The organism is Tardiphaga sp. 768_D3_N2_1, from assembly GCF_052076105.1.
In the GTDB taxonomy this organism is placed as follows: Bacteria; Pseudomonadota; Alphaproteobacteria; order Rhizobiales; family Xanthobacteraceae; genus Tardiphaga.
The window spans coordinates 2,319,317-2,338,335 of sequence record NZ_CP197245.1; the positions used below are offsets into that span (position 1 = coordinate 2,319,317).

The 19,019-nt window shown below is 61.9% G+C and carries 12 protein-coding genes; 3 read left to right on the forward strand and 9 right to left on the reverse strand.

Going from position 1 to position 19,019, the window contains the following annotated elements; genetic code table 11:
- Positions 1-3: 3 nt before the first annotated feature.
- From AB8A27_RS10720 to AB8A27_RS10740, 5 genes are all read right to left on the reverse strand, one after another.
- The gene (locus AB8A27_RS10720) at positions 4-741 is read right to left on the reverse strand and encodes a tRNA-uridine aminocarboxypropyltransferase (protein WP_441241884.1); all 738 of its coding nucleotides are present in this window, start codon (positions 739-741) and stop codon (positions 4-6) included.
- 56 nt (positions 742-797) lie between these two features.
- Positions 798-3,875, reverse strand: coding sequence for an efflux RND transporter permease subunit (locus AB8A27_RS10725; RefSeq protein ID WP_441244879.1), 3,078 nt, complete (start codon positions 3,873-3,875; stop codon positions 798-800).
- Between the two features lie 32 nt (positions 3,876-3,907).
- Positions 3,908-7,030, reverse strand: a complete 3,123-nt coding sequence (locus tag AB8A27_RS10730) for an efflux RND transporter permease subunit (RefSeq protein ID WP_441241885.1) — start codon at positions 7,028-7,030, stop codon at positions 3,908-3,910.
- Positions 7,031-7,092: 62 nt separating this feature from the next.
- The gene (locus AB8A27_RS10735) at positions 7,093-8,481 is read right to left on the reverse strand and encodes an efflux RND transporter periplasmic adaptor subunit (RefSeq protein WP_441241886.1); all 1,389 of its coding nucleotides are present in this window, start codon (positions 8,479-8,481) and stop codon (positions 7,093-7,095) included.
- Positions 8,471-9,907 (reverse strand): efflux transporter outer membrane subunit, encoded by a 1,437-nt coding sequence (locus AB8A27_RS10740; RefSeq protein WP_441244880.1) that lies wholly within the window; start codon positions 9,905-9,907, stop codon positions 8,471-8,473. Before AB8A27_RS10740 ends, AB8A27_RS10735 begins: the two co-directional genes overlap by 11 nt.
- A 641-nt stretch (positions 9,908-10,548) precedes the next feature.
- On the opposite strand from AB8A27_RS10740, the gene AB8A27_RS10745 reads away from it, so the two are divergent.
- Both AB8A27_RS10745 and AB8A27_RS10750 read left to right on the forward strand, forming a co-directional pair.
- Positions 10,549-11,778 carry a class I SAM-dependent methyltransferase gene (locus tag AB8A27_RS10745; protein ID WP_441241887.1) on the forward strand — a complete coding sequence of 410 codons (1,230 nt, stop codon included), beginning with the start codon at positions 10,549-10,551 and terminating at the stop codon, positions 11,776-11,778.
- Positions 11,779-11,903: 125 nt separating this feature from the next.
- Complete coding sequence (locus AB8A27_RS10750) at positions 11,904-12,944, forward strand: cysteine synthase A (RefSeq protein WP_441241888.1); 1,041 nt, start codon at positions 11,904-11,906, stop codon at positions 12,942-12,944.
- A gap of 10 nt (positions 12,945-12,954) precedes the next feature.
- On the opposite strand, the gene AB8A27_RS10755 is transcribed toward AB8A27_RS10750, so the two are convergent.
- Genes AB8A27_RS10755 through AB8A27_RS10770 form a run of 4 tightly spaced genes read right to left on the reverse strand, consistent with a single transcriptional unit; the run spans position 12,955 to position 17,467 of the window.
- On the reverse strand, positions 12,955-13,701 hold the full coding sequence (locus tag AB8A27_RS10755; protein WP_441241889.1) for an amino acid ABC transporter ATP-binding protein: 747 nt from the start codon (positions 13,699-13,701) through the stop codon (positions 12,955-12,957).
- Between the two features lie 6 nt (positions 13,702-13,707).
- On the reverse strand, positions 13,708-15,228 hold the full coding sequence (locus tag AB8A27_RS10760; protein WP_441241890.1) for an amino acid ABC transporter permease: 1,521 nt from the start codon (positions 15,226-15,228) through the stop codon (positions 13,708-13,710).
- Positions 15,225-16,436 (reverse strand): amino acid ABC transporter permease, encoded by a 1,212-nt coding sequence (locus AB8A27_RS10765; RefSeq protein ID WP_441241891.1) that lies wholly within the window; start codon positions 16,434-16,436, stop codon positions 15,225-15,227. Before AB8A27_RS10765 ends, AB8A27_RS10760 begins: the two co-directional genes overlap by 4 nt.
- A 14-nt stretch (positions 16,437-16,450) precedes the next feature.
- On the reverse strand, positions 16,451-17,467 hold the full coding sequence (locus tag AB8A27_RS10770) for an amino acid ABC transporter substrate-binding protein (RefSeq protein WP_092143179.1): 1,017 nt from the start codon (positions 17,465-17,467) through the stop codon (positions 16,451-16,453).
- Between the two features lie 337 nt (positions 17,468-17,804).
- Between AB8A27_RS10770 and metC the strand changes: the two genes are divergently transcribed.
- Positions 17,805-19,001 carry a cystathionine beta-lyase gene (gene metC / locus AB8A27_RS10775; RefSeq protein WP_441244881.1) on the forward strand — a complete coding sequence of 399 codons (1,197 nt, stop codon included), beginning with the start codon at positions 17,805-17,807 and terminating at the stop codon, positions 18,999-19,001.
- Positions 19,002-19,019 lie beyond the last annotated feature (18 nt).

Sequence of the window (19,019 nt, forward strand, 5' to 3'; positions counted from 1 at the left end):
CGATCAGGCGCGCTTCTTGCGCCGCCAGTCACGCTTGGGCTTTGGTTTGGGCGCCAGTTCCGGCATGACGCTCTGCGCCTCGCGATATTTCGCCAGCATCCGCTCGAAAGCCTCGTTCAGAGTGGTCTCGATCTCCGGCTTCCGTTCCAGGCTGGCGAGCAGCATACCCGCGGCCTCGATGGTCGACAGGCCGTCCTTGCGCGGCTCGCGGCGCAGTTTGCCGTAAAGCGACGGTTTTGCCGGTCCGAGAATGACGCGCCGGCATTTCAGCATCCAGGCATTGCGCCACCACAGCGCCTTGGCCTGGCTCCAGGTGCCGTCGAGCAGCACGATGCCCTGGATGTCCTTCAGCAACGCGCGCTGGTTCTCCTCGGCCTGGCCCTTACGGTCGATGGCCAAAATATCCCGATCGGTCTCAAAGTCGGAAACCTTGGCGGAGCCGAGATACAGGATCGCCCAGCGGGCGGGATCGGCGACCGGTTTGCCCAGTGCCTTGGCAAGGCTCGGCCAGGACAGGCCGATCTTGACCGTGGCATGCTTGAAATGGAGAGCGGCAAGCCGCGCGGTGCCCAGCGCCCTGTCCTGCTCCTGCGGATGCTGGAGGATCAGGAGCTCGATCTTGTTGTCGATGGGCGTGATGCTGTCGCAGATGCACAGCGGCATCGGCTTGTGGCAATGCGGACATTCCGGAATCGCCTCGGCGACCCCGTCAGCGGCTTGCAGATCTGATTTCTTGGACATTGCCCGCTATACGCTGCGCGGCCTGAGGCTTCAACCGCCGTGACGCCCGGATTTCGCTATTCGGCAGGTGCAGGCAGTGGCGCAGGCCGGAAGCGGTTACGCAGCCGGTCGATCAGCAGGTAAATCACCGGCGTCGTGTAGAGCGTCAGCACCTGCGAAACAAACAGGCCTCCAATGATGGTGATGCCCAGCGGCCGCCGCAGTTCGGTGCCCGGCCCCGTCGCGATCACCAGCGGGATCGCGGCGAACACCGCCGCCAACGACGTCATCAGGATCGGGCGGAAACGCACGCTGCAGGCTTCGAAGATGGCATCGGCCGGCGACAACCCGCGATGCCGCTCCGCCCCGATGGCGAAATCGACCATCATGATTCCGTTCTTCTTGACGATGCCGATGAGAAGAATGATGCCGACGAAGGCGATCACAGTCAGCGGCGTATTGGTGATCTGGAGAGCCAGTAACGCGCCGAGTCCCGCCGAGGGCAGCGTCGAGATGATGGTCAGCGGATGCACCAGGCTCTCATAGAGCACGCCGAGCACGATATACATCGCGATGAGCGCGCCGAGGATCAGCAGCGGCTGCCGCCCCGTGGTCTTGCTGAAGTCACCGGCATTGCCATCGAAGCCGCCGCGAATGCCTTCCGGCATATGCAGCTCGTCGACGGCGCGCTGGATGTTGCCGGTCACGGCATCGAGCTGCACGCCGGGCAGCGTGTTGAAGGACACCGTCGTGGACGGGAAGCCCTGCGAGTGGAACACCGCCAGCGGCGACAGCGTGCGCGACATGCGCACAACCGCCGACAGCGGCACCTGCGACCCATTCAGGCCCGCGACATAGATGCGATCGAGATCGGTCGGATCGTTCTGAAATTTAGGATCGATTTCCAACACCACCTTGTACTGGTTCCGCTGAGTGTAGATCGTCGAGATCTGCCGCTGCGAGAACGCGTTATTGAGCGCGTTATCGATGTCCTGCACCTTGACGCCGAGGCTCGATGCCATCTTGCGGTCGATGGTCAGCGTCAATTGCAATCCGCCGGGATCGCGGTCGCTCGACACATCGGTGATGCCCTCGACGCTCTCCAGCCGCTTGCCGACCAGCGGCGCCCATTTCTGCAGGAGGTCGAGATTGGTTGATGTCAGAGTGTACTGATAGTTGGAATCGCTCTGGCGTCCGCCCGCGCGCAGATCCTGTGCAGCGAACATGAACAGGCGGATTCCCGGGATCGCGCTGAGCTTCGGACGCAGCCGGTTGATGACGTCTTCGGTCGATGCTCCGTTACGCTCCTCTGGTGGCTTCAAGGCGATAAACATGGTGCCCCGGTTGGCACCGCCGCCGCCCGGTCCGCCCGTCCCGCCGAGCGATGAACCGATACTGGCCACGCCGGGATCGGTCAGCACGAGATCAGCCATATGCTGCTGCAATCCGAGCATCGCCTGAAACGAGACATCGGCCGATGCGCGCGTTGCGCCGATCACAAAGCCGCTGTCGTCGTTCGGGAAGAAACCTTTCGGCGTCTTGATGTACAGCGTGATCGTGAGCGCAATGGTGGCGAAGAACACCAGCAGCGTCAGGAATGGAAAACCCAGCACCACGTGCAGGGTGCGCTCATAAAACGCCACGATGCGGGACAGTGTACCTTCAACAATACGGTCGAAACGGGTCTCCGTACTCGACAGACCGCTCTTGATGTATTGCGCGCAGATCATCGGCGTCACCGTCAGCGACACCAGTGTCGACACGATAATGGAGAACGTCAGGGTCAGCGAAAACTCTCGCAGCAACCGCCCGACCAGACCGTCCATGAAGATCAGCGGGATAAAGGCGGCAATCAACGACAGGCTAATCGACAGGACCGTGAAGCCGATCTGCCTGGCGCCTGCGAGCGCCGCCTGCATCGGCGCCATCCCCTCTTCGAGATTGCGGTACATGTTCTCGATCATGACAATGGCATCATCGACCACGAAGCCGACAGAGATCGCCAGCGCCATCAGCGACAGGTTGTTGATCGAGAAGCCGGCTAGCCACATGCCGACGCAGGTGCCGGCCAGCGCCAGCGGCACCGAGACACCGGCCGCGATAGTGGGGGTGCCGCGACGCAGGAACAGGAACACCACGGCCATTACCAGTACGGCTGTAGCAAACAGCGTCCACTCCATGTCCTCGACCGAGGCGCGAATGGTGCCGGTGCGGTCGGTCAAAACCGAAATCTCGATACCGGCTGGAATCCACTGCTTCAGATCCGGGATCAGCGCCTTCACGCGATCCACGGTGTCGATAACGTTGGCGTCGCCCTGTTTGGTGATCTGGATCAGCACCGCCGGCTGCTTGTTGAACCAGGCAACCGAGCGACTGTTGCGCGTCGCATCCTGAACATCGGCGACATCAGACAGCCGCAGATAATTGCCGTTCGAACTCTTGACGATGATCTCGCGAAACTCTTCCGCCGTGCGCATCTGCGGATTCATCGAGATCGTCTCGCTCTGCCGAGATCCCTGGAAAATGCCGACAGGACCGAGCGGATTGGCATTGACGATGGCGGTGCGCACATCGTCGGTGGCAATCCCGGCATTCGATAGCGCGACCGGATTGAGCTGGATGCGCACCGCGGGTTGATCGGCACCGCTGGCCGTGACCTCGCCGACTCCTGGCACCTGCGACAGCCGCTGCACGATCACGGTGTCGGCGACGTCGTAGATCGCGGAGGCGGACATGGTCTTTGATGTCAGTGCGAGGATGAAGACCGGCGCAGCCGACGGATTGGCCTTGCGGAAGGTGGGCATGGCCGGCAGATCGGTCGGCAGATCGGCCATGGACGCATTGATGGCTGCTTGCACGTCGCGCGCGGCGCGATCGACATCGCGGCCGATGGCGAATTGGAGCTGGATACGCGCCGAGCCGAGCGAACTCGTCGAGGTGATCTGATCGAGGCCCGCGATGATGCCGAGCCGCCGCTCCAGCGGCGCCGCGACGGTCGATGCCATGATCGCGGGATCGGCGCCCGGGCGGCTCGCCTGCACGAAGATCATCGGGAAATCGACATTGGGCGTCGCAGCGACCGGCAGGAAGTGATAGGCGACCACGCCGAGAAGAAACAGTCCGATCGCCAGCAACGTGGTGCCGACCGGCCGCATGATGAATGGCGCTGAGATGGAGATGGAAGCCACTAGGGCGCCCCCCCTGCTCCCGCCGTCCCGGCTGCACCCGCAACGGGCGGTGCACTCTTCTCGAACCGGCGATTGATGCGATCCAGCGCCAGATAGATCACCGGCGTGGTGTAGAGCGTCAGGATCTGGCTGAGCAGCAGACCGCCGATGATCGACACACCGAGCGGGAAGCGCAGCTCCGCGCCGGTACCGCTTTCGATCGCCAGCGGCAAGGCACCAAACAAGGCCGCCAGTGTCGTCATCATGATGGGCCGGAACCGCAGCAGGCAGGCTTCGACGATCGCCGCTTCCGGTGCCATGCCGCGATTGCGTTCGGCATCCAGCGCAAAGTCGATCATCATGATCGCGTTCTTCTTGACGATGCCCATCAAGAGGATGATGCCGATCAGGCCGATCACCGACAGGTCCTGCCCGGTCAGCATCAGCGCCAATATGGCGCCGACGCCTGCCGAGGGTAGCGTCGAGAGAATGGTGATCGGATGGATGTAACTCTCATAGAGCACGCCGAGCACGATATAGATCGTTACCAGTGCTGCGAGGATCAGCCAGGGTTGGCCGGACAGCGACTTGGAGAACTCCGCGGCGTCGCCGGAGAACATCCCGACAATGCTGCTCGGCATGCCGATCCGGGTTTCGATCTTCTTCACCTCGTCGACCGCGTCACCAAGCGCCTCGTTCGGGGCAAGATTGAAGCTGAGCGAGATTGCGGGGAATTGCGCCTGATGCGAGATCGCCAGTGGCGCCGTGGTACGCGTCAATGTGGCTACGGCCGACAGCGGCACCTGCGCGCCGGCTACACCGGGCAGATACAGTTTCGACAGCACGTCGGGATCGCGCTGCTGCGATGGCAAAGCTTCCAACACGACGCGGTATTGGTTGGCCTGACCGTAGATGGTCGAAATCTGGCGCTGCGCGAAGGCATCGTTCAGCGTGTCGGTGACACCCTGCAGATTGACGCCGAGCTGACCGGCGCGCTGCCGGTTGATGTCGAGCGAAGCACGCAATCCGCCGGTCTGGGCTTCCGAGGACACGTCACGGAACATCGGATCGCGACGCAGTTCGGCGACGAGCTTCTGCGACCACTCGGTCACCTGTGCCGCATCGGTGCCGGTCAGCGTATATTGATACTGCGAACGGCTTGCTTGCGTGCTGATCTGGATATCCTGCACGGGCTGGAAATACACGGTCATGCCCGGAATCGCCGCGACGCGATCCTTGAGCCGTGCGATCACGGCATTCATGTCGTCCTTGCGCTCGCCGCGTGGCTTCAGGGTCATCACGAGCCGACCGACATTGGTGGTCGGATTGACCGAGCCGCCGCCGATTACCGAGATGATGCCGGTGACATCCGGATCGGCCTGGATGGCCGCCGCCGCTGCGCCCTGCCGGCTCTGCATTTCCGCAAAGGACACGTCGGCGCCGGCCTCTGTCACGGCGGTGATCGAGGCTGTATCCTGCAGCGGCAGGAAGCCCTTGGGAGCGATGACATAGAGGCCCAGCGTCGCGACGATGGTCAGGAACGTCACCACCAGCGTGGCCGGTTGATGCTGCAACACCCACAGCAGCGTGCGGTGATAGAATGCCACCATCCGGTCGATGAAGCGGCTCACGGCGCCCAGACCGGGCACCTGCCATTCATCCCTGGTGTGCTTCAAAAGCCGTGAGCACATCATCGGCGTCAGCGTCAGCGAGACCACGGCGGACATGACGACGGCGATGGTCAGCGTCATCGCGAATTCACGGAACATGCGGCCGACAAGGCCTGACATGAACAGCAGCGGGATGAACACGGCGATCAGCGACACCGTCAGCGAGATCACCGTGAAGCCGATTTCCTTCGCGCCCGCCAGCGCCGCCTGCATCGGGCTTTCGCCCTCTTCCATATGGCGGACGATGTTCTCGATCATCACGATGGCGTCGTCGACCACGAAGCCGGTGCCGATGGTCAGCGCCATCAGGCTGAGATTGTCGAGGCTGAAGCCGGCGAAATACATCACGCCGAAGGACGTAATCAGCGACAGGGGCAGCGCCACGCCGGCAATCAGCGTTGCACGTAGCGACCGGAGGAACAGCAGCACCACCAAAGTCACGAGGATGACGGACAGCACCAGCGTGAATTGCACGTCATGGACAGAGGCGCGAATGGTCACGGTGCGGTCGCTGACGATGGTGAGCTTGACGCCGGCAGGCATCGACCGCTGCACCTTCGGAATTTCCTCGCGGATCTGGCGAACGACCTCGATGACATTCGCACCGGGCTGACGCTGGATCTCGATAATGACGGCAGGCGTGCCTTGATACCAACCGCCAGTGCGGTCGTTTTCCAGCCCGTCGACGATCTGCGCGATGTCGCCAATGGTGACGGGCGATCCGTTGCGGTAAGCGATGATGATCGGTCTGTACGCATCCGCGGCAACGATCTGGTCGTTGGCGGCAATCGTGTAGGCCTGCTGCGCACCATCCAGCGAGCCCTTGGGGCCCGACACATTGGCGCCGGCAATCGCCGTGCGCAGGTCCTCCATCGCAATGCCGTAGGCAGCGAGCCGCGCCAGATCCGCCTGCACCCGCACCGCGGGCTTCAGGCCGCCCAGCACGGCGACGCGGCCGACACCCGAGATCTGGCTGAGCCGCTGCGCCAGCAACGTATCGGACAGATCGCTCATGGATCGCAGCGAGATCGTGTCCGAAGTCAGCGCCAGCGTCATCACAGGCGCGTCAGCCGGATTGACCTTCGCGTAAACCGGCGGATATGGCAGATTCTTCGGCAAGACGCCGGCGGCCGCATTGATCGCCGCCTGCACGTCCTGGGTCGCGCCATCGATATCGCGGTTCAGATCGAACTGCAGCGAGATCTGGCTGACGCCGAACGAGCTCGTCGAGGTCATCGATGACAGCGAAGGAATCTGTCCGAGCTGTCGCTCCAGAGGCGCGGTGATCAGCGACGCGGTCACTTCGGGGCTCGCGCCCGGCAATTGAGTCGAGACCTGCACGGTCGGGAAATCGACCTGCGGCAGCGCAGATACCGGAAGCCCGAAATAACCAAGTGCACCACCGATCAGCAACGCGATGCCGAGCAACGACGTCGCGATGGGCCGGCGGATAAAGGGTTCCGAGACGCTCATGACTGTGCGCTCTTTGGTATCGAAGTCATCAACTCAGGCGATCGATCGTGCAAATATCATGGCTACTTCGCTCCCGATGGCGCGGCGGTCGATCCAGCGGCAGGCGGCGTCTGGCCAATCGGTGCCTGCGGATTGCCCTGGCCACCCGCGCCACCCGAATTCTGACCACGCTTGCCCCGACGTTCGCCGGCATCATTGCCCTTGCCGCCGCCGCGCTTGCGGGGCGCCAAATCGGCGGTCGGTTCCTGATCATTGGTGCCGACCGAGACTTTCGATCCCTCTGCGAGATTGGCAAAGCCTGTGGTGACAACACGCTGGGTCGGCGACAGGCCCTTGGCGATGACGGCCGTGGTCTCGTTCTGCTGCGTAACCGTGACCGGCACCGCCTTGACGATGTCGCCCTCCTCGATCACGTAACTGAACGTGCCGGCGGGCCCCCGTTGCACGGCCGAGGTAGGCACCACCATCGCATCCTTCAGCGTCTCGACCTTCAGCCGCACATTGACGAACTGCCCGGGCCAGAGCTGATAATTCGGGTTCGGGAACTCCGCCTTCAGCTTCACGGTGCCGGTGGTCGTATCGACCTGATTATCGATGCCCGTCAGCGTACCGGTGTCGATAACGGTGAGGCCGTCATTGCCGAATACATCGACCGCAAGCACGCCCTTGGCCGCAGCGGCATTGGCGCGGACGATCTGCTGCTGCGGCAGACTGAACAGCACAGCGATGGGCTGCAGCTGCGTAATCACCACGAGCCCTGTGGTGTCCGACGCATGGATGATGTTGCCCTGATCGACCTGTCGCAGACCGGCGCGGCCGGACAGCGGCGCGATGATCCTGGTGTAGCTCAGCGTTGCGGCGGCATTGTCGATGGCAGCCTGATCGGCGTTCACCAGCGCTTCCTGCTGAGCGACAAGCGACTTCTGGGTATCGGCCTGCTGCTTGGAGCCAGCGTTTGACGTTGCGAGCTGCTGATAACGGATCAGGTCGAGCCGCGCATTGGCCAGCGTCGCCTCGTCCTGCGCCTTCTTGGCGACGGCCTGGTCGTACAGCGCCTTGTAGAGGACCGGGTCAATCTCGCCGAGCACATCGCCCGCCTTGACGTCCTGGCCTTCCTTGAAATTGACCTTGATCAGTTTGCCGTCGACCTGCGCGCGTACCGTGACGTTGTTCAACGCCTTCACCGAACCGACGCCATCGAGATAGACCGGCACGTCCTGGATCTTCGGCGTCGCTGCCAGCACCGGCACGGTCATCATGTCCGGACGGAAGCCGCTGCGGCCGGCCGTCTGCCGCTGCTGGAACGCATTCCAGCCGATATAGCCGAGCCCGCCGAGGATCAGCAGCGTCACAGCGATCGACACCGTGCGTCGGCGCGCCTTGCCGGCGACCTTGGCGACACCATCGCCCGTCGCTTTCGCGGCCTCTTTCAACTCCGGCTTAAAGAGCATTGACCGGTCTTTCCATTTTCGGCTCCCAGCCGCCCCCCAGCGCCTGATAGAGGCTGATGATCGCCTGCAGCCGCGCCAATTGGGCCTGCGACAGGACATCTTCCGCCTGGAACAGCGTCAACTGGGTGTTTAGCACAGTTACGATGTCAGCGGTTCCAGCGCGCAATTGCTGCTCGGACAGCTCAAAGGCCCGCTTTGACGCCCGGACCACCTCGCGTTGCAGCCGCAACCGCTCGGTGGTCTGGCGGATCGCGACCAGCGCGTTGTCCACGTCGGCAAAGGACTGCACGACCGTCTTGCGATAGGTTTGCAGGAGCTCGTCCTGCCGTGCCTGGGTCAGCTCGAAATTACCCTGAATGCGCCCGCCATCGAAGATCGGCTGGGTCAGCCCGCCAACGAGGCTGAAAAAGGCGGCATTGGGTTGAAACAGCGAGGCCAGCGCAGCGCTCTGATAGCCTCCCGAGCCGGTGAGCTGGATCGAGGGGAAGAACTGCGCCCGGGCGCTGCCGACATTGGCCGTGGCCGAGGCCAATTGCGCCTCCTGCCGGCGGATATCCGGCCGCTGGGTCAACAGCTCTGACGGCAGACCGGGCGTGACGCGCGGGGCTGCGATATTATTCAGCGAGCCCCCGGCCACGCGTATGCTTTCCGGGGGGCGAGACACCAGCGTCGCCAACGCATTGACGTTCTGCGCCAGCGTGGTCCGCAGCGGCGGCACCGCCGCGCGCTGATTGGCCAGCACGCTTTCCTGCTGCGCGACATCGAGATCGGTGCCGGTGCCGGCACTGAAGCGCTGCTTGATCGCATCGAGGATGCGCTGTGCGCTGGTGATGTTACGCTCCGCCGTGCGGATGCGGTCCTGTGAGGTCAGCACCTGGAAATAGGCATTGGCGACGGCCGCCATCGTGGTCAGCGCCACCACGTCGCGGTCAAAGCGATTGGCAGTCGAGGTTTCTTCCGCAGCCAGCGCCGCATCGCGGTTCTTGCCCCAGAAATCGATCTCGTAGCTGGCCGAGAGCGAGGCCGAATAGGTCACCACCTCGCGGCCGCCATTGGTCAACCCGCTGGAGCTCGAGCCTGACGTCCGCGAATATGTTTCCTGCCCGCCGCCGCTCAGGCTGGGCAGCAGCGCGGCGCCAGTGATTCGGGCCTGCGCATCGGCCTGCATGATTCGCGAGGTCGCAGCAGCGATGTCGAGGTTGACCGTCTGGGCCTCCTCCATCAGCTGCGTCAGTTCCCTGGAGCGAAAGCCGCGCCACCAGTCGAGCGTCGGCGTTGCGCCGTTCGGATTGGCCAGCCTTGCCGCCTTGTAGCCCTCGGGAATATCGAGGGCTGGATCAGGCAGATCCTTGGTCAAAATACAGCCTGCCGAACTGGCAACAACGGCAAAGGCGGCGAGCGAACGCCCGATCTTTTTCGCGAACAGGAGACTCACCGCACGGACATCCGGACAAAGCTCCGCCGCGCGCACTTTGCGCCGGAATTCGGGGCGTTGAGGTATGCAGCCTGAGACACGTTCACCGGGTGATGCTTGGTCAATGAAACGAGCCTGCATTGTAGCCGCCCGATCATCCTGCGGACAGTGTTCTTACGTGTCGCAACGTTGCAAGCAGCATGGATGCGGCAGGCCCGCGAATGAGCGGATTTGCACAGTTTCCCTCGATTTACCGGGCTTTTTGGCCCCTGACAGAAGCGCCCGGCAGGTCAGGCTTACGAAGATTTCATGTGTTCATTTGTTGCAGTCGCCCGGATTGCGCGCGCCCTGTGCTATTGGCGCCATTTTGAAGCCCGCCGGGGATGCCAAGACGAGATACAGGGCAGCACCACACACGGTTCCGCGACACATGGATCAACGGCACACGTCCGGTGGCGCGTGAAGCAAGCCATGCGAGAAATACCGGCTTGGCGAGCAAAGAAAGCCGCGCTTATACTCCTCTGAAATCGTCCGGGCGTTAATCGGATTTCGCAACGCACAAGGACGATCCTGTCCGACAGAAGAGCGGCGGCCATATCAATCCAAGCAACTTGAATGCGGACACAGAACCACGAACTCCCCTGGATCTGCGCATGTCTGAGCTGATCGTTCTCACTCCGGAAAATGTCGACAAGGCGCTGCCGGATCTCCCGCGCATCGTCCGGCTGGCATTGGGCTTCGGCTCGCGTCTGCGGCGCGGCACGCTCGACGTGACACTCCCCGATGGCCGGCGTGTCCGGCTCGGCGGCATCGAACCTGGTCCCGCCGCAGAGATGACGATCACCAGTTACGCTTTCGCGTCGCGCTTACTCAATGGCGGCGATATTGGAATCGCGGAAGCCTATCTCCACGGCGAATGGGACACGCCGGATCTCACGCAATTCCTGTATCTGTTCTGCGTCAATCACGATCTCATTCAGGCGATGCTCGGCAACAATCCGCTGATGCGCTTCGTGCAGATCGTTCGCCACTGGTTCAACCGCAACACCAAGCGGCAAGCTCGCAAGAACATCTACGCGCATTACGATATCGGCAACGCGTTCTATTCCGCGTGGCTCGATCCGAGCATGACCTATTCGTCGGCGATTTTCGAAGACGCTACGCAGGATCTCACTGCCGCGCAGAACAACAAATATCGCCGGCTTGCAGAAGCGATCGATCTCAAGCCCGGTCAGAAGGTGTTGGAGATCGGCTGCGGTTGGGGTGGCTTTGCCGAATACGCCGCGAAGAACTACGGCGCACATGTCACCGGTCTCACCATCTCGACCGAACAGCGCGATTTCGCACGCAAGCGAATGCAGGACGCGGGCCTCGGCGATCAGGTCGAAATCAAGTTTCAGGACTATCGCGACGAACGCGGCCAGTATGATCGCATCGCCTCCATCGAGATGATCGAGGCCGTCGGCGAACAGTTCTGGCCGCAGTATTTCTCACAATTGCGCGACCGTCTGCTGCCTGGCGGACTTGTGGGCATTCAGGCCATCACGATCCAGGATAAGTTCTTCCAGACCTATCGCCGCGAGGTCGACTTCATCCAGCGCTACGTCTTTCCCGGTGGCATGCTGCCGACGCCGGAAATCCTGAAATCCTTCGGGGCCAGATACGGCGTTCCTGTCATCAAGGAGCGCATATTCGGACTGGATTATGCCAAGACGCTAGCGACCTGGAGAGATAGTTTCCGCGCGGCCTGGCCAAGCCTGACGCCGCTCGGTTTTGACGACCGGTTCCGGCGGTTGTGGGAATACTACCTCGCCTATTGCGAGGCCGGTTTCCTGTCGGGGAATATCGACGTTCGCCAGGTCGTATTCGCTAAAGTCCCATAGCCTGCGCTCTGGACTTTCCGCACTGCGGCACCAGATCTTGAGACCGGCCCCTTCCCTTGTCTGGTCCGGCGGCCTCCACTAGGGTCGCGACAAGATCGACAACCCGAGCAAAGAATTTCAGCACCATGACCTTCAACAAAGACGTCGTCGAGGCGATCGGCAACACGCCTCTGATCAAGCTGAAGCGAGCATCCGAACTGACCGGCTGCACCATTCTCGGCAAGGCCGAATTCATGAATCCCGGCCAGTCGGTCAAGGACCGCGCTGGCAAATGGATGATCCTCGAAGCCGAGAAGCGCGGCGATCTGAAGCCTGGCGGTCTTATTGTCGAGTCGACCGCGGGCAATACCGGTATCGGCCTCGCCGTGGTGGCGAGCGCGCGCGGCTATCGCACGCTGATCGTGATTCCGGAGACACAGAGCCAGGAAAAGAAAGATATGTTGCGCCTCAACGGCGCCGAATTGATCGAAGTGCCGGCGCTGCCATTCGCCAACCCGAACAACTATCAGCATGTCGGACGACGGCTCGCAGATCAGTTGCGCAAGACCGAGCCGAACGGCGTTCTGTTTGCCGACCAGTGGAACAATCTCGACAATGCCAAAGCCCATTACGAATCGACGGGCCCCGAGATCTGGGAGCAGACCGGAGGCAAGGTGGACGGCTTCATCTCGGCGGTCGGCACCGGCGGCACGCTAGCCGGCACGACCCGCTACCTGAAGGAAAAGAACAACAACATCGTTACGGCCTGCGCCGATCCCGAGGGCTTTGCGATGTATAACTGGTTCAAGCATGGCGAAGCCAAGTCCACGCCCGGCGATTCCATCACGGAAGGCATCGGGATCGGCCGCGTGACGCCGGTCATCGAGACCGCGAAGGTCGATACCGCCTTCCTGATCCCTGACGAGGAAGCCGTCGCTGTCATCTATGACCTGCTCCAGCACGAAGGCCTCTGCCTCGGCGGCTCGACCGGTATCAACATCGCCGGCGCGATCCGTCTCGCGAAGGAGTTGGGCCCGGGCAAGACCATCGTCACTATTCTCTGCGACTCCGGCGGCCGCTATCAGTCGAAGCTGTTCAATCCTGACTTTATGCGCAGCAAGAACCTGCCGGTGCCGGCATGGCTGGAGAACAAGAGCGATATCTCGGTGCCGTTCGAGAAAGTCTGAGCGCAGAGCCTCAGCGGAGAATCTGGCTCAGGAACAGCTTCGTCCGCGCATGCTGCGGATTGGCGAAGAACTTGTCCGGTGTATTCGCCTCGATGATCTGCCCGGCATCCATGAACACCACCCGGCTGGCAACTTCCCTGGCAAAGCCCATCTCGTGCGTGACCACAAGCATGGTCATGCCCTCGCCGGCAAGATCGACCATGGTGTCGAGCACTTCCTTGACCATTTCGGGGTCCAGCGCTGATGTCGGCTCGTCGAACAGCATGACTTTCGGCGTCATCGTCAGCGCCCGCGCGATCGCCACACGCTGCTGCTGGCCGCCGGAGAGCTGACCGGGATAGGCATTGGCCTTGTCCGGAATGCGCACTCGCTCCAGATACTTCATTGCCGCAGCATCGGCGTCCTTTTTCGGCATATGACGTACCCAGATCGGCGCCAGCGTGCAGTTCTCAAGCACCGTCAGATGCGGAAACAGGTTGAAGCTCTGGAACACCATCCCGACGTCACGCCTGATATCATCGACATGGCGCAGGTTTGGACCGAGTTCGATGCCGTCGACCGTGATGCGGCCTTCCTGAAACTCCTCCAGTGCATTGATGCAGCGGATCAGCGTCGATTTGCCTGAGCCCGACGGCCCGCAGATCACGATGCGCTCGCCGCGGCCGACCGCGAGATCGATGTCGCGCAGCACATGGAAATCGCCGAACCATTTGTTCAGGCCGGCAACCGAGACGATGGGATTCACGGATACTGACATGTCACCTCAACTCCGTCGATGCGCATTGAGCCGATGCTCGACGAATAGCGAATAGCGCGAGATGCCGAAGCACATCACGAAATACATGATGCCGGTAAAGGCAAAACCGGTGAACAAGGTCGTCGGCGTCGACCAGTTGGGATCGGCAAAAGATGCGCGGAGCTGACCGAGCAGATCGAATAGCGCGACGATGGATACCAGCGATGTATCCTTCAGAAGCGCGATGAAGCTATTGACGAGGCCGGGAATGACATGGCGCAACGCCTGCGGCATCACCACCAAACGCGTGGTCTTCCACCAAGATAGGCCCAGCGCACTCGCCGCCTCCGCCTGTCCGCGCGGGATTGCCTGCAATCCGCCGCGGATCACCTCGGCATTGTAGGCACCGGCAAACAACGCGATGCCGATCAGCGCGCGCACGAGGCCATCGACAGTGAAACTGCCCGGCAGGAACAGCGGCAGCATATAGGTCGCAAAGAACAATACGGTGATCAGCGGCACGCCACGCCAGAACTCGATGAAGGCGATTGAGAAGAGACGGATCAGTGGAATGGTCGAACGTCGTCCGAGCGCCAGCGCGATGCCAACGGGCATCGACGTCACGATGCCGGTGACCGATACCACCAGCGTCACCAGCAGTCCGCCCCACAGCCGCGTATCGACAATCGGCAATCCGCCGTGATCGAGCCGCAGCAAAGCGATGACGGCGGCGATACCAATAAAGACGGAAATCGTGTTCGCGAGCGCGCGCCAGCCGTTGCGGACATGGCCATTCAATAAGAAGACAAGCAGCGAGACGCTGATCGCGGTTGCCGCCAGTTCGAACCAGACAGGCTTGCCGCGATTGACGCCTTCGTTCCGCAGCCAGTCGAACGGCAGCGCGACAAGCTGCAGCCCCTCTCCGAATGCCACGATGCCGTTGCCAATCAGCGTGAGCGGGTAACCGATGACAGTAACATCGGACAGAAGACCCACACCCCGAAGCCAACGGCCGATATCCATAAAGTGGACCGCGACGGTTGACAGAAAATCCGCGGCCCAACTGATTCCGAAGCCATTGATGCCACCACCATACAGCAGGAAGAACGCCACGACGGGGAAGGCAAGGAAGAACAGTCCGGCATTTACGCTCTTCGCGGGCAGACGCGGGATCAGGAGCGGCAGAAGTAACAGTGCACCAAGCAGGAATGTCAGATTGACACGCCAGCGTTCCGGCTCGGGATAAAAGCCGTAGATGAACTGCTTGAACTTGGCCTGCACGAACGGCCAGCAGGCGCCCACGGCATGGCCAGTATTTTCCGGCAGGCACGCCGTGCGGTCCTGCCCCTGCCAGACGGCGTCGATCAGCAGGAATTTGACCGTGGGGACAATGGTGAACCACAGCAGCAACAGGCTGGCGACAGTCAGCAGAATATTGGTCGGTGAATTCAGCAGCCGTGTCTGTACGAAGCCGATGAAACCCGAGCTGCGCACCGGCGCGGACCGATCCGGGATCAACTCTTTCGCAACGAAGCTGGTGTCGCTCATGCGCCCGTGCTCCGCGAGATCCGCCAGCCATAAACGCTCATGAGCGCACTCGTGACCAGCGAGATGGCCAGATAGACCGCCATTGTCATGGCGATGATTTCGATCGCCTGCCCTGTCTGGCTCAGGGTGGTGCCGGCAAACACCGACACAAGGTCGGGATAGCCGATGGCGACGGCCAGCGACGAATTCTTGGTGAGATTGAGATACTGATTGGTCAGTGGCGGCAGGATCACACGCATCGCCTGCGGCACTACGATCAGTCGGAGCGTCGCGCCTCGGCTGAGTCCGAGCGATGCACCTGCTTCTGTTTGCCCCTTGTGCACCGACTGGACACCCGCGCGAACGATCTCGGCGATGAAGGCGGCGGTATAGATCGAGAGCGCCAGTGTCAGCGCGACGAATTCCGGCAGCACACGCAGGCCACCCGAGAAGTTGAACCCCCGCAGCACCGGATATTCGAAGGTCACCGGCTTTCCGAACACCAATCCGGCCATCAGCGGCAATCCGATCAGCAGGCCTGCCACGATGGGCCAGATCGTCAACAGGCGGCCCTTGGCAAACAACTGCCAACGCGCGTAGGCGCGCAGGAGAAATGACAGCACGAGCGCGCTCACGATGGCGAGCGCAACGGGCGCAAGCGCTTCTGTCCCAACAGGCTCCGGCAATCTGAAGCCCCGATTACTGAGAAAGAAGCTGTCCAGCAGCGATATGCTCTGGCGCGGCTGCGGCAAGGCGGCGAGCACGGCGAGATACCAGAACAGGATCTGGAACAGCAGTGGCAGATTGCGGATCACTTCGACATAGACACCGGCAATACGCGCCAGTAGCCAGTTCGGCGACATCCTGCCGAGTCCGATGATAAAGCCGATGATGGTCGCAAAGAAGATGCCGATCAGCGACACGACCAGCGTGTTCACGAGGCCGACGAAGAACACCTGCAGGTAGGTGTCCGATTCCGAATACGGGATCAGCGCCTGGCTGACGGCGAAGCCTGCTGTATTTGACAGGAAGCCGAAGCCGGATGCGATCTTCTGCGCGGCCAGATTGCTGCGCGCATTCTCGACGATCTCATAGCCAATCCAGACAAGGGCCGCGACGAACACGACCTGGAGCACAAAGCCGCTCCAGCTCGCCTGCCCGCCCAGCGCGTGTCGCAATTTCGCAGCGAGCTGCAGCGGCGGTTTTCTGGCTTCGGTCGATGTCGCCACGGGCGATGATGCGCTCAGCGGATCGGCGGCGCGTATTGGATGCCGCCCTTATTCCACAGCTGGTTCAGTCCGCGCGAGATTCCGAGTTTGGAGCCAGCGCCGACATTGCGATCGAATACCTCGCCGTAATTTCCGGTCGCCTTGATGATGCGCGCAAACCAGTCCTTGGTGAGGCCCAGCGTTTCGCCGAGATTGCCGTCGGTGCCGAAGATGCGCTTCAGCTCCGGCTTGTCGGATTTCGCCTGATCATCGACGTTCTTCTGCGTGATGCCGAGCTCCTCCGCATTAATCATCGCGAACAGCGTCCAGCGCACCACATCCAGCCACTGATCGTCTCCATGGCGCACCAGTGGGCCGAGCGGCTCCTTGGAGATCACCTCAGGCAGCACGGCATGATCTGCAGGCACGGTAAGCTTCAGGCGCTCGGCATAGAGCTGCGAGATATCGGCGGTGAACACGTCACAGCGCCCGGACTCATAGGCCTTGATCGTCTCGTCGGCGGTCGAGAACGCGATGACCTCATACTTCATGTTGTTGCCCTTGAAATAGTCGGCAACATTCTGCTCGTTGGTGGTGCCGGTCTGCAGGCAGATCGAGGCGCTGTTGAGTTCGAGCGCCGAGTTCACCTTGAGCGCCTTGCGCACCAGGAAGCCCTGGCCATCATAGTAGTTGATGCCGGCGAAGTTCACGCCAAGCGACGTATCGCGCGACAGCGTCCAGGTCGTATTGCGCGACAGCACGTCGATCTCGCCGGACTGCAAGGCAGTAAAGCGATCCTTCGCCGAGAGCGGCACATATTTCACCTTGGTCGCATCATTGAAGATCGCAGCCGCAATTCCGCGGCACAGGTCGACGTCGAAGCCCACCCAGTTGCCCTTGTCATCCGGCGCCGAGAAGCCCGGCAGGCCCTGGGTCACGCCACAGGACAACATGCCGCGGTCCTTCACCGTCTTGAGCGTCTGCGCAGATGCGCCTTGCGCGGTCAGACCAGCGGCAAGAGCGAGAGAGAACATCAAGGTCGCGCGTTTCATATAAGGCCTCTTTGGGAACGTCAGGACGCTCGGTCGACGCAAAGAATTGAATGACGAGCCTACGGATCAGTTCCATAGCCGTGAATGGCCCGACCGGAAAGGCGAACTACAGCAGAGACGATCTAAAAAGACCGGACGAATCAGCAGGAAATCGCAGATTTCGCGGCATGCCCCTCAACATGCCGCGGGGGATCGCCGAGGTCCGCAACAGAGAACGATCAGCCAGCGGGGTCAAGGGGTTGACGGCTATCTTCCGTGCCCTCTTAGTGACGGAACCAGCCATTCGGCAACCGAGATGCCAATGGCCGTGCAACACCTGCAGACTGGCGGTCCCATTATGACAGCTTCGAACGACAATCACGGCACCACCTCGCTCGACACGGACACCGTGATCGTCACCGCCGGCCGCGACACCAAATCGCAGAGGGGGTTCGTCAATCCGCCGGTCGTGCGCGGCTCCACGGTGCTTTATCCGACCGCCGACGACCTCCATGCGCATCGCGGCGAGTTTCAGTATGGGCGCCACGGCACGCCGACCACCAAGGCATTGCAGGAAGCGCTGATGGCGCTGGAAGGCCCGAAATGTGCCGGCGTCGGACTCATGCCATCGGGCCTCGCCGCGATCTCGACCGCCCTGCTCTCGGTGCTCAAGGCCGGCGATCACCTCCTGGTCAGCGACAGTGCCTATCGGCCGACACGCAATTTCTGCAACGGCATGCTGGCACGCTACGGCATCGAGACGACCTATTTCGATCCGCTGATCGGCGCCGGCGTCGAAGCGCTGTTCAGGCCGAATACCCGCGCCGTCCTGGTCGAAGCGCCGGGCTCGCAATCATTCGAAATGCCGGATGTGCCTCTCATTGCCGGCATCGCGCATGCGCGCGGCGCGCTGGTGCTCGACGATAACACCTGGGCCACACCGCTCTATCATCGCTCGCTCGAACAAGGCGTCGATATCAGCATCCAGGCGGCGACCAAATATATCGGCGGCCACTCGGACATCATGTTCGGCACCATCTCCGCCAATGATGCAACGTGGCCGCTGATCAGCGAAGGCATCAAGCTGCTCGGGACATGCGCAGGCCCGGACGACGTCTTTCTCGCGCTGCGCGGGCTACGCACGATGTCTGTGCGCCTCGCCCATCATCAGCGCTCGGCGCTGGAGATGGCGCAGTGGCTGGAGACCCGCCCGGAAGTGCTGAAGGTGCTGCATCCCGCTTTGCCCAGCCATCCCGGTCACGCCATCTGGAAGCGCGACTTTACTGGTGCATCCGGTCTGTTCAGCATCATCCTGAAGCCGTCGCCGCAAAAGGCCGTCGATGCGCTCCTCGACACCGTCAAGCTGTTTGGCATGGGCTATTCCTGGGGTGGCTTCGAAAGCCTCGTCATCCCGTTCGACTGCTCGGACTATCGCAGTGCGACCAAGTGGGCGCCCGGCGGCCCGGCATTGCGATTTCATATCGGCCTGGAAAGCGTGGATGATCTGAAGGTTGATCTAGAACGCGGCTTGGCGGCGTTCAACGCAGCGCTGTAATCGGCGGGTCGCCAGACA

Coding starts and splice junctions, on each gene's coding strand:
- AB8A27_RS10755 (WP_441241889.1), bottom strand. CDS start 13,701: ATGTCAGTATCCGTGAATCCCATCGTCTCGGTTGCCGGCCTGAACAAA.
- AB8A27_RS10750 (WP_441241888.1), top strand. CDS start 11,904: ATGACCTTCAACAAAGACGTCGTCGAGGCGATCGGCAACACGCCTCTG.
- AB8A27_RS10735 (WP_441241886.1), bottom strand. CDS start 8,481: ATGCTCTTTAAGCCGGAGTTGAAAGAGGCCGCGAAAGCGACGGGCGAT.
- AB8A27_RS10760 (WP_441241890.1), bottom strand. CDS start 15,228: ATGAGCGACACCAGCTTCGTTGCGAAAGAGTTGATCCCGGATCGGTCC.
- AB8A27_RS10730 (WP_441241885.1), bottom strand. CDS start 7,030: ATGAGCGTCTCGGAACCCTTTATCCGCCGGCCCATCGCGACGTCGTTG.
- metC (WP_441244881.1), top strand. CDS start 17,805: ATGACAGCTTCGAACGACAATCACGGCACCACCTCGCTCGACACGGAC.
- AB8A27_RS10720 (WP_441241884.1), bottom strand. CDS start 741: ATGTCCAAGAAATCAGATCTGCAAGCCGCTGACGGGGTCGCCGAGGCG.
- AB8A27_RS10745 (WP_441241887.1), top strand. CDS start 10,549: ATGTCTGAGCTGATCGTTCTCACTCCGGAAAATGTCGACAAGGCGCTG.
- AB8A27_RS10725 (WP_441244879.1), bottom strand. CDS start 3,875: ATGCGGCCGGTCGGCACCACGTTGCTGGCGATCGGACTGTTTCTTCTC.
- AB8A27_RS10770 (WP_092143179.1), bottom strand. CDS start 17,467: ATGAAACGCGCGACCTTGATGTTCTCTCTCGCTCTTGCCGCTGGTCTG.